Annotated in this window: 8 protein-coding genes and 1 pseudogene; 2 read left to right on the forward strand and 7 right to left on the reverse strand. The window is 34.8% G+C overall.

Features of this window, described 5'->3' with window-relative positions:
• Positions 1–121 precede the first annotated feature (121 nt).
• Complete coding sequence (locus tag J7E16_RS10510) at positions 122–970, forward strand: alpha/beta hydrolase (RefSeq protein ID WP_214891523.1); 849 nt, start codon at positions 122–124, stop codon at positions 968–970.
• Between the two features lie 155 nt (positions 971–1,125).
• Here the strand turns inward: J7E16_RS10510 and J7E16_RS10515 are convergent, their stop codons facing one another.
• The 4 genes from J7E16_RS10515 to J7E16_RS10530 all read right to left on the reverse strand — a co-directional run bounded on the left by J7E16_RS10515 (position 1,126) and on the right by J7E16_RS10530 (position 6,464).
• Complete coding sequence (locus J7E16_RS10515) at positions 1,126–2,349, reverse strand: amidohydrolase family protein (protein WP_214891525.1); 1,224 nt, start codon at positions 2,347–2,349, stop codon at positions 1,126–1,128.
• A 25-nt stretch (positions 2,350–2,374) separates the two neighbouring features.
• Positions 2,375–3,619 carry a citrate transporter gene (locus J7E16_RS10520; RefSeq protein ID WP_502756801.1) on the reverse strand — a complete coding sequence of 415 codons (1,245 nt, stop codon included), beginning with the start codon at positions 3,617–3,619 and terminating at the stop codon, positions 2,375–2,377.
• A gap of 180 nt (positions 3,620–3,799) precedes the next feature.
• Positions 3,800–5,020, reverse strand: coding sequence for a dicarboxylate/amino acid:cation symporter (locus tag J7E16_RS10525; protein ID WP_251006173.1), 1,221 nt, complete (start codon positions 5,018–5,020; stop codon positions 3,800–3,802).
• 166 nt (positions 5,021–5,186) lie between these two features.
• Positions 5,187–6,464, reverse strand: a complete 1,278-nt coding sequence (locus tag J7E16_RS10530) for an MFS transporter (protein WP_214891531.1) — start codon at positions 6,462–6,464, stop codon at positions 5,187–5,189.
• 190 nt (positions 6,465–6,654) lie between these two features.
• Between J7E16_RS10530 and J7E16_RS10535 the strand changes: the two genes are divergently transcribed.
• Positions 6,655–8,301: a PucR family transcriptional regulator gene (locus tag J7E16_RS10535; RefSeq protein ID WP_214891533.1), complete on the forward strand. Its 1,647-nt coding sequence runs from the start codon at positions 6,655–6,657 to the stop codon at positions 8,299–8,301.
• A 166-nt stretch (positions 8,302–8,467) separates the two neighbouring features.
• Here J7E16_RS10535 and J7E16_RS10540 read toward each other — a convergent pair whose 3' ends face one another.
• The 3 genes and pseudogenes from J7E16_RS10540 to J7E16_RS10550 all read right to left on the reverse strand — a co-directional run.
• The gene (locus J7E16_RS10540; RefSeq protein ID WP_214891535.1) at positions 8,468–9,175 is read right to left on the reverse strand and encodes a DNA alkylation repair protein; all 708 of its coding nucleotides are present in this window, start codon (positions 9,173–9,175) and stop codon (positions 8,468–8,470) included.
• Between the two features lie 59 nt (positions 9,176–9,234).
• On the reverse strand, positions 9,235–9,936 hold the full coding sequence (gloB, locus tag J7E16_RS10545; protein ID WP_214891537.1) for a hydroxyacylglutathione hydrolase: 702 nt from the start codon (positions 9,934–9,936) through the stop codon (positions 9,235–9,237).
• Between the two features lie 68 nt (positions 9,937–10,004).
• Positions 10,005–10,140 (reverse strand): annotated as a pseudogene (locus tag J7E16_RS10550) (IS30 family transposase); the annotation flags it as partial.

Raw genomic sequence — 10,140 nt, forward strand, 5'->3', positions numbered from 1 at the left:
ACTCTTTTTACCTCATATAGATAAAAAATACTATTTTATGCACACTCGTTTCTAAGTGAACAGATTCTATGCTAATCTAATAACAAGTTAGTAACGGCATAACTTTTGAAGGAGGATCTAAATGGAACTTTCACCTATAGACTATTCATATAACGACTATCACTCACTAACATTAAAGGCAACTTTTTATAAATCTTTTTCATCGTCAAAAGACCACACTATTATTTATTTACATGGTGGAGGACTACTATATGGTCAACGTAACGATTTGCCTGTAACATATATCAACTCTTTTCTAGAAGCAGGCTATCATTTTTTATCTTTGGATTATCCATTGGCACCAGAATCTCCATTAAGAGAGATTTATCAAGAAACAAAAAAAGGTCTTCAATGGTTTTTAACGGAATACCATTCTAGCTTAGGAATAAATAGCAATTCATTTAGCTTATTTGGCCGTTCAGCTGGTGCCTACTTAGCTCTTTTGCTGGCAAAAGATCCTGAACTTCCTAAATCTGAGAAAATCATTAGTTTTTATGGGTATCACACCCTAAAAGAAGCTAGTTTACAGCGTCCAAATGCTTTTTATAAAAAGTATCCCGCTATGCCTGAAAAAATTATTCAAAAATTAATTGGCACAACCCCTATAGCTAATGGACCGCTACAGACACGGTATGCTTTATATTTATACGCTAGACAAACGGGTAAATGGATCAGCTATTTGAAGGCTTCTGAGAAAGACTTAGCATTTTTTTCTTTAACACAAAGTGATTTAGCTGCATTACCTCCTACTTTTATTGCTCAAAGCAAAACTGATCAAGATATTCCATTTCAAATGGGTCAATTCTTGCATGAAGCTATTCCTGATTCCTATTTCTTTACCGTTAACGATTTTGAACATGATTTTGATCGCCAGCCTTCTGCTCCTGAAGCAAAAGAAGCTTATGAACATTTGATTACTTGGCTATCATAAAAAGTAGACAGTGTCGTAGTGATTTCGCGAAAAATTCTATTCGATGTACAAAGCCGATTTATCTATTGGTCAAAAAATCAGCCTCACTCTTCTATTTTTTCAAAGAAGAATGAGGCTGATTTTCTATTCTTATTTACTGAATATTTTCAGAATTTTCACCGATATATGATCGTTTCTTTGTGATTTTTAACAGTGATTTTCCCATTTTTAATAACATAAAGTCTTTCAGGAATGTCAATAATTGCATTTTCTTTGACTAAAGTATCTAGCAAGACTATGTCAGCTTTATTTCCTACCTCAATTCCGTAGTTTTTCAATCCAATTGCTTTTGCAGGATTAGTTGTGATCATTGGCAATACGGTATGCAGGTCATCTGCTCCACCTAAGTGAGCAACTGGAATAGCTAACATAGCCGTTTGAAAGATATCTCCATTTCCATAAGGAGTGAATGCATTACGGATATTGTTGGTTGCAATACACATATTGACCCCAGCATCCCTTAATTTACGTATGGGTGTTACGGCTCTTCTTACATTATATTCATCATTACGAGCTCCTAAATGCAGATCTGTTGCTGGCAGCGCCATTACACTGATTTGAGCTTCTACCATTAATTGAATGATAGGATCAAGCTTCTCTTTTGGTAAAGCATGAAGTGCTGTTAAATGTCCTACTGCGACTCTACCTTGATAGTTCTCTTCAATCGTCTTGCGGCAAAGATACTTGATAGAAATATCATCTGCTTCATCACTAAAATCTTGATGCAGATCAATAGGCTTATTGTATTTTTTTGCAATTTCAAATATCAAATCAATGTGTCTGTTGGCTGGTGCATCATTGTATGGAATTCCTCCTACAACATCCGCACCCATCTCCATTGCTTTGTGCATCATTTCTTCCGTTCCTGGTGCTTTAAAAATTCCTTCTTGCGGAAAAGCAACGACTTGGATATCAATTAAATTCTTGTATTCTTCTTTTAGTTGTAAAATCGTTTCAAATCCAGTAAAACCTTGAGCAGGATCAAATTCAGAATGCGTTCTTATGGCTGTTACTCCCCTTGGGATAATCATCTCCAATGCTTGCTTTGCACGATCATAAATATCTTCTTTTGAAAAAGTGGGCTTCAAATCAGCTGTAACTTTGATTGCTTCCTGCAATGTACCCGATTTATTGGGTTTACGGCTAGCAATCAGTGCTTTATCCAGATGAATATGACTTTCAACAAAACCTGGTACTAGTACTCGCCCTCCCGCTTCAATGACCGTTTTTGCTTGTTCAGAAATTTCTTTCTCAATTGCTACGATCTTTCCATTTTCAATACCAATATCTTTTAACTCTTCTCCATCATTCAATCGAACTTGTTTTAATAAAATATCCATTCTTCTACATCCTCTCTTATAATGTTTAAGTAAATACTAATGATATAACTAGCAATAGAACAGAAGCCATACTGATCCATTTTATATTTCCTTTCACAACATCTAAAATAGGTACTTGGAATCCGGATGATAGAGCTTGCATAGTAATGTTTACAAAGCTCATTTGGCTTCCCATACCAACTCCCATAGTCACCAGTCCTAATGCTAATGGTGAAAAGTCTAAGGAAATCCCTACTGGAAGTACTAGCGCTAAAACTGAACCTACATAAGCCCCAGCTGGAATACCAATCAAAATACCTGTTAAAACAGCAACCGGAACTACTAAGAAAGTAGGTGCTAAGTTGGCGACTCCAGCAATGACTCCAAAAGTACCTGTTTCGGCAATAATGTTGATAAATCCTAGAAAAATCCCTACTTGGAATAGACGAGTCAGGATGTAACTGGATCCATCTACCATTGCCGTTGCGGTCTCATTCATTTTGAACTTTGTACAAATAAATATCAAAGCTAAAGTAACAACCATATAAACAAGTGGTGTGAAGATGGCTACACCAACCAGTTTATTAACTAAAGGCCCAAAAATAACAGCAAATAATAAGAAAATAGCTGGTAAAGTATTTTTAAACAATTCACCATTACTCATAGCTGTAAATTCATTTGACGTATCTTCTTTAAAACCAATTTGTCTTCTTTTAGTTCCAAAGAAAGCTAGTAGAACTGCTAAGACAACAAATAAAATCCAGTATGGACGCATTATAGCTACATACTCAGCAACTTCAAAACCACCCAGTTCAGAGGTGATGCTTGATTCAAGTGAAGCGGGTGAAGTTGTAAAAGAAACAGCTGCTGCCAAAGACATACCAGCAATTAGTTCAGGAACAACTCCTACAGCGGCAAAAGCCAAAGGAGCAATTACCATAGCACTTCCTCCACCAATACCAGACATATAAGTAGCTGCTGCTAGCAAAATAACAATGAATCCAGATACATACTCCACTTTTCCTTTAGTAGCTCTGCTGGCTAATGTAAGTGCAGCTGTATAACCTCCTGACTTAAAGACTGCCATTGCGATAGCTGAATTTATAATAGGAACAGTAATACTTAACATTGTTGGAATTGCTTCTAATACTTTAGCGTTGGCTTCAGCTAGCCCAATGCCCCCAAGTATCATTGCAATGACTCCACCAACTAATCCCGCTATAATCATATCGACTTTTAAAAAAAGTAGTGTTAAGACGATTACTAAAGGAACTAATGTCATTATCGCCATCCAACCAGATGGAATAGCAGCTGTTTCGACACCTGCTGCTGAAACAATTGTAGGAATAGCGAAAGAAATCATACCGAGCAATAAGAACGATAAACTTTTTATCAATTTGTTTTTCATGTGTACTCTCCTTAGCTATATCTATATTATTTTTGTTGATATATATCTCTTTTTTTAGTACCTTTAGCGATTAAAAATATCATAATCCAATTCATTTTCACTTTTGGCAACAATCAATGCTGTTGTTGTATCAGAGTCTACATTCAGGATCGTTCTTAACATTCCGACAAACCAATCTACTCCTGCAAACAAGGCAATACTCTCAATAGGCAATCCCATGCTTGGAATTACGATAGTTAAAGATACTAGCCCTGCACCTGGAACAACTGCATTTGCTAAAGAAGCCATTGTAGAAAGAATAACAATATAAACAAAATCACTCATTCCGTACGTCACACCATAAATTTGTGCAATCGTTACAATCGTGATCGCCATATGCATAGATGAACCATTACTGTTAAGCGACATACCTAAAGGCAAAACTAATTTTGCTATCCGATCGCTAACACCTAATTTTTCTTTTGAATCATTTAGCGCTGTAGGCAGTGTGATAGCTGAGGACGTTGTTGTTAAGGCCATTAAGGACATTTGAAGCATATTTTTACTTAATTTTATAATTGAAACCCTCAGGTAAATAGATGTAATAGCAAACCAAACTACTAAATAAAGAATAGTGGCAAATCCATAGACAGCTAGATATTTACCCATTGGTAGAATGATACTAAGACCCATTTTACTTATCGTAGAAGCTATAATAGCAAATATACCAATTGGAGCTGTTTTCATAATTAAGCCAATCATTTTTAAGATGACCGCATTAAATTGCTTGACCCATTCTAAAATGAGATTGTCTTCTTGTTCTGTTTTTACAAAACTTAAAGCAATACCAAAAATCAAAGAAAAAACGATTACTTGAACAATTGACCCTTCAGTCATTGAACTGAAAATATTCGTAGGGAAAAAATCTAAAATTAATTCTGGTATAGATCCCGTTGAGACTGTTTCAATGGCTTCTCCTGAAACATCCAGTAAACTTGTATCTACTCCAGATCCTGGGTTAAAAGCGACTCCAGCCGTAATTCCAATAATTGCTGCGATTAAAGATGAAGAAATAAACAGTCCAAATGTCTTTAAACCAATTTTACCCAATCCCCTAGGGTTCAAGTTTCCCACTGCTTCAATGATTTGTCCCATGATCAATATTACTATCGACATTTGAATGAGTCGTAGAAAAATTTTCCCTATCACATCTAAGAAACTTAAAGATTGTCCGAATAGAGCACCAAAAATTATTCCTAAAACAGTCATAACGATAATTTGAGTGGTTAAATTTACCTTCTTCAGCGTATCCATTTTATTCCTTCTTTCTTTAGGATTCCTTCCATTCTTCAACTCTCTTTCCTAAAATTTTTTCTTAGTTAAAAAATAAAAGAAAAAAGAAGCAGCGGTACCTAAATTTACTATTAAAATAGATACCCTTCCTTTTTCGATTTATTTATAGCAGATCGACTTATGCAAACGCTTCTACTTCATTTTCTTTAGTGAAACTAAAGAAAATCATTCCTACTAACAATAGACCTGCGGATAAATAGAAACCTATTTGCATAGAACCAACAGTATCTGTTATCCATCCTGTGACATAAGGTGCTAAAATAGAACTTGACATACCAACAAAATTATAAGCACTTAAAGCCGTTGATAAGGATCCTTTTGGAGAGTTTTTAGCAACAAACGATACTAATATTGGATCTAACGCTAGTTTTCCAGTCAAACCATATAATACTAAAGCGACAATCAATAGTGTCCGGTCTGTTACAAAAGCAATTGAGAAAATTGAAAGCATTGCAATAGGTACGAGTGTATAAACAAATATTTTAGTCCGTTTAAAGCGGTCAGACAAACGGGCAAACAAAATTGCTCCTGGTATAGAAGCCCAAGGAACGAGCGAAGCAATAAATCCTACGCTTGTCCCTTCAAATCCACGTTCTACCTGTAAGAATTGTGGCAACCATGTAAGAACTACAAAGAAACCATACAATGAACAAAAACACATAATAAAAGTTAAAACCAAATTACGATTTTTAAAAATTTGAGCTATGGATACTTTTTTAACTTTCTCTTCTTTTTCTATTTCTTTTGTTCCACTTATTTTTCTATCTTCTGGGCGCGTAACTTTTTCTTTTAATAGTGTAAAAATAAGAATACCTATAAGAATAGTTGGTATAGACATAATAAAGAATGGTAGACTCCAGTGTTCTCCATTTTCTAGTACCAATTTACTTGATAATATATAACCAGCTGATGTACCTAGTGCCATACCACTATTTATAATAGCATTCCCGAAAGTACGATTCCTCAATGGTATAGACTCAGTTGATAAAGCATATTGAGGACCATAATATGTCCCTTGTCCTGCGCCTGTTAATGCCCTGTAGATCATGAAAATCCCAAACCCAGAAGCGATACCACTTAATAACGTCATAGTTCCGAATAAAATGAATCCAATTGCAATTACTAATTTCCTTCCATACTTGTCACCTAATACTCCAAAAGGAATTTGAGTAACTGCATAAGTTAAAAAGAATACACTGTTAATAAGTCCTAATTGAGAATTGTTTAAATTAAATTCTAGAGCTAATTGTGGCATGATAGGATTTAAGATTGTTCTATCCGCATACATCAACGCCCAACCAAGGGTAAATAAAGTTACTACTTTCCACCAATACTTATCTGAAACTTCTGTTGGTCTATAGCGTTCATCTATTACTTCTTTTTTTGCTTGTTCCATCTTTTCTCCCCCTTTAATAACTTTCTTTATTTATAGTATACCTACTTGTAATAGCGCATACATTTACTTTGTTGGATAAATTTATTTGATTTTTTATCTCTAAAGGATAAACAGCTCTTTTTTATCTATTACAAGTATGTTATGTTATTTTTATCAAATAAAATAGAACAGCTTAATGGAGGCGTTATCTGTGTCATTTACTATTCAAGATATGTTAGCACTTTCTTCTTTAGAAGACGCCTTATTGATTGGCGGAAAAAATGGCTTATATAAAAAAATCACTAATATAATGGTTATGGAAGCACCCGATGTAGAAAAATGGCTAACTCCTGGACAAGTACTTCTCTCAAGCTTTTATAGTCTGCAACATGAAACACCAATTAACTTAGAGAAATTCATTGCAAAATTAGTCCACTACAAAACTAGCTGCCTCATTATCAAAAAAGATCGCTTTATCGAAGAAATTCCCGAAGGTATTATTGAAGCTTGCGAAAGATATGATCTCCCTCTTATTCAAATTCCTGGAAATACACCATATAGCACTATTATTTCCGAAGTAATGCAGATACTTTTTAATGAGAAAGTGAAATTATTGGATTATTATCATGAAATCCACCATAAATTTACTCGTATCGCTTTAGAACAACCAACTTTATCAGATATTGTTTGTGTTCTAGAGGAGCTCATTCACTGTCCGGTCTCTTTATTGGACTACAATAAAACATGTATTTTTTCGACTCAAGAAAGGTACGCTGAATTAAATGTTGTTAGTAGTATACCTATTATCAAAAAATCCTATATGAACTATTCTTATAATCGCCAATCTGTTAGTACTGCCGCAGATCCACAACAAATCTCCACTCAATTAATAGTAGAAATTCCAAATATTGGTAATGATTTTCATTATTTAGCAATCAGTGAAGCTGATAAAAAACTCCACAAATTTGATTTCATGGCGATTGAAAATGCTGTAAGTTTTTTTCAAATGGAACTAATAAAGAAATTTGCTATATCAGAAGTACAACAAAATTTCCGAAATGATATTATCGATGACCTACTAGCAAATAAATTTTCATCAAAAGAAGATATGTACGAGGCTGCTGAGGTACTAAAACTATATCCAAATAAAAAATATCGTATTGTCGTTATCCAATTTGTTCAACCCTCAGAAAAATCTTTCAACGATGTAAAAGAATCTACTATTGATAAACAGCAAAACAAACGGTTTATTAAACTGTGTCAACAGTATTGGCTAGATTTTGTTTATCGTATACGTTCAAATCGCATTATTCTTATCATGAATGCAGATCATCAAACCGATGAGGAGTTCAAACAAAGTTTCCAAAAAGATTTTCTTTTGATTTTAAAGAAAATGGAGTCGAAACCTTATATTTACCGTATTGGTATTAGCCATGAAACAACTATTGATGACTTCCAAACCCAAGCTCTTCATTCACTTAAAATTATTCAACACGCTGGAAGATTTAAAACTACTTCCTTTATTATGAACTATGAAGATTTAGGCTTCTATCGAGTTCTTTCTGAAATAACTGATGCATCTAAACTAAAAGAGCTGCTTCCTTATAAATTATTATTGTTATATAAAAAAGAACCTGAGCTTGTTGAAACTCTACGTGCTTATCTTGATTGCAATAAAAATTTAACTAAAAGTGCAGAAATGCTTTTTGTTCACCCTAAAACGATGCGTTATCGCATAAATAAAATTGTTGATTTCTGTGACATTAATTTGGATGATCCAGAAGAGCTGCTCAGCTACAATATAGGTTTAAGAGTTCTTCCAACAATGATTAGCCAAAATGAACATGATGATTTATAAGTAAAAAATAAGTTTCTTTAAAAAAAGGCACAACATCCATTTAACCGGGATGCTGTGCCTTTTGCTATCTCAAAATTAAGGTTTCGATTACAAATAAAATCAACGATTCGTTCATTATCTCGTTTGGGTCCTTATGATCTTCAGCAACCCATGATGTGAAGCTCCTTTAACATCTCACATATTTACGTTTAAAGCCTATTCTTCCTTTGTCTACTTGTTTTTGAATACTAACGTAAGCATTCAAGGTACTGCTTTTTTTATTATCTCGCTTGACTTCCACTGCACCTATTTCCTTTGCGGCATCCATTGCTTGCTCATTTAGAGGTGAAAATGAAATCCCAACAGTGGATACGAAATTATTCATGGAAGCTTTGGTTCGTTCTGGTGAATCATGAATCGTCTTTTTAACGGTATCGAGCATATTAAGGATCTTACTTTTAGAGAATTCAGTATCAGGACGATTTCCTAAAAGCCAACAATAACAGCTCCACCCCGCTGACATTCTCAATTCTTGACCACTTGCGATCCACTTATCAGCAACTTCTTGTGCAATGTCTGACTCTGATAGTGTTACGGCTACTACGAAATCAGATAGCATATAAAAATAAGCTGCATCCATCCAACGATCAAAATCCGACTCGGTCATGACTTTTGGATCTGCAATAATACCTGCAAAATACATGGCATCATAGTTTCCAGTGGCATAAAGCTCTTCAGCTAAAGGCTGATTTTTTTTTATTTTCTTTGACATAGGTTTCATTTCACCTGTGGTTACACCAAAAAGCGGCTCATGTGCACCATTGGATAGGTATATTTTCTTCATTCTTGGCTTGCTTAAAGCTTCAATCCCCTGCATGACTGCTTCAAAGTCCATCGTTTTTGTCTCCTCACTTAATTTAATAAATGCTCTAATATCAAGATTTAAAAGAATACTTAGAACTCATCACGAGCGTTACGCAACGCTTTAAAATCTTCTAACTTCTCCGCTTGAAGAAAGAGATTGATCTTTTTCTCCCTACCAATCGTTGTGGGCAATGTAGGCTGTCCTTTTGCACGCAAATCATTAACTTCAATTAAAGCTTCAGAAATGACTGTGTTATCCGGCTGCACAGAGTGTGCAAAGCGTAAATTGGTTTGCGTATATTCATGAGCTGCGTAGACTTGTATCTCATCGTTTAATCGTTTGAATTTTTGTAAGGCACTATATTGAGCCCGGTAATCTTTTGTAAACACACGACCGCAGCCCGCTGAGAATAAAGCGTCTCCGCAAAAAAGTGCCCCTTCCGTTAAGAAGCTGATATGTCCATGGGTATGTCCACCCGTTTTTAAAACTCGGAAATTTTGGCCTAACAAATTAAAGGAGTTACCCTCATGAACAATATGGTCAGCTATATGTTCTGTTTCTTTTGGCCCATAGATTGCAATACCTGGATATTTTGCTGAAATTTCCTGAACCCCACCGATATGATCATCGTGATTATGGGTCAAGAGAATCGCATTTAAATGGAGTTGCTTTTCCTCTAAGTAATCTATCACATATCCAGCTTCTCCTGGATCAACGACCACTGCCTCTGTACCTTCTTCAATAATCCAAATATAATTATCAGAAAATGCTTTTATTGGATGAATATTCATATATCTATCTCCTCACTTTGAATTTTAGTAGCTATATTTGACATAGGATTTTTAATATATCTGATTTGTCAAATTAAGCTAGACAGAACATCTTCATTCATGTAACTCAAAAATACTTCCAATGGTGTTTGATAGTTCAATGACTTTCTTGGAATAGTATTTCTCTTATCTGCAACTGATGAAACAAATGATTGGTCGACTTGT

The sequence above is a fragment of the Carnobacterium sp. ISL-102 genome (assembly GCF_018612935.1).
GTDB classification, from domain to species: domain Bacteria; phylum Bacillota; class Bacilli; order Lactobacillales; family Carnobacteriaceae; genus Carnobacterium_B; species Carnobacterium_B alterfunditum.

Bases quoted from the DNA above. Each gene is read 5' to 3' on its own strand.
- J7E16_RS10520 (WP_502756801.1), bottom strand. From the start codon at position 3,619: ATGGCGATAATGACATTAGTTCCTTTAGTAATCGTCTTAACACTACTT.
- J7E16_RS10515 (WP_214891525.1), bottom strand. From the start codon at position 2,349: ATGGATATTTTATTAAAACAAGTTCGATTGAATGATGGAGAAGAGTTA.
- gloB (WP_214891537.1), bottom strand. From the start codon at position 9,936: ATGAATATTCATCCAATAAAAGCATTTTCTGATAATTATATTTGGATT.
- J7E16_RS10530 (WP_214891531.1), bottom strand. From the start codon at position 6,464: ATGGAACAAGCAAAAAAAGAAGTAATAGATGAACGCTATAGACCAACA.
- J7E16_RS10540 (WP_214891535.1), bottom strand. From the start codon at position 9,175: ATGGACTTTGAAGCAGTCATGCAGGGGATTGAAGCTTTAAGCAAGCCA.
- J7E16_RS10510 (WP_214891523.1), top strand. From the start codon at position 122: ATGGAACTTTCACCTATAGACTATTCATATAACGACTATCACTCACTA.